Raw genomic sequence first — 1,295 nt, forward strand, 5'->3', positions numbered from 1 at the left:
CGAGCAGCGCGTAACCTATCCGGTCGAAACCGCGTTGGCCGGATTGGCGCGACTGCAATACACACGCTCGATCTCGCGCTATGGGCTGTCGCAGGTGACGGTCGTCTTCGAGGACGGCACCGACATCTATTTCGCACGCCAACAGGTCGCCGAACGCCTACAGCAGGCGGCGGCACAGTTGCCGGAGGGCATTGAGCCCACGCTCGGACCGGTCGCCACGGGTCTTGGCGAAATCTTCATGTACACCGTGGAAGCGGAACAGGGCGCCGTGAACCCCGACGGCAAGCCTTGGACCGCGACCGAGCTGCGCACTCTGCAGGATTGGGTGGTACGCCCGCAGTTGCGACACCTCAAAGGCGTCACCGAGGTCAACACCGTCGGCGGCTACGTGCGGCAATTCCACATCACGCCCGATCCGGCGAAGCTACTGGCTTATGGCCTGACGATGCGTGATGTGCTCGATGCGGTCGCGCGCAACAACGCCAACGCGGGCGCCGGTTACATCGAGCGCTCCGGCGAACAGTATCTGATCCGGGTGCCGGGTCAGGTCGCCGACGCCGAGGGCCTCGCCCAGGTGGTGATCGCGACCCGCGAGGGCCTACCACTGCGCATTCGCGATGTGGCCGAGATCGGAGAAGGCACCGAATTGCGCACCGGCGCCGCGACCAAGGACGGTCAGGAAGTGGTGCTCGGTACCGTCTTCATGCTGGTCGGCGAGAACAGCCGTGCGGTCGCGCAGCGCGCGGCGGTCAAGCTCGGCGAGATCGACAAGCAATTGCCCGAGGGCGTGCGCGCGCATGCGGTGTACGACCGCACGGAACTGGTCGATCGCACCATCGACACCGTGCGCAAGAACCTGCTCGAAGGTGCGCTGCTGGTGATCGCGGTCTTGTTCCTGCTGCTCGGCAATCTGCGCGCAGCGTTGATCACGGCGGCGGTGATTCCGCTGACGATGCTGCTCACGATCAGCGGCATGGTGCAGAACCGGGTGTCGGCCAACCTGATGAGTCTCGGCGCGCTCGACTTCGGCCTGATCGTCGATGGCGCGGTGATCATCGTCGAAAACTGCCTGCGCCGGTTCGGCGAGAAGCAACACCAGTTGGGTCGCCTGTTGACGCGCGACGAACGCTTCGAGTTGGCCGCCAGCGCCAGCGCCGAGGTGATCAAACCCAGTCTGTTCGGCCTGTTCATCATCGCTGCGGTGTATCTGCCGATATTCGCGCTCACTGGCGTGGAAGGAAAAATGTTCCATCCGATGGCGATCACGGTGGTGCTCGCACTGACCGGCGCGATGT

At 64.5% G+C, this 1,295-nt stretch carries 1 protein-coding gene; it reads left to right on the forward strand.

Annotated features, from left to right (window positions below; all coding sequences use genetic code 11):
• Positions 1 to 1,295 (forward strand): efflux RND transporter permease subunit (locus tag ABD974_RS12340; RefSeq protein ID WP_345303641.1); only part of this gene is annotated, 1,295 nt, incomplete at both ends.

It is taken from the genome of Lysobacter hankyongensis (genome assembly GCF_039543145.1).
Taxonomy (GTDB): Bacteria; Pseudomonadota; Gammaproteobacteria; order Xanthomonadales; family Xanthomonadaceae; genus Lysobacter_I; species Lysobacter_I hankyongensis.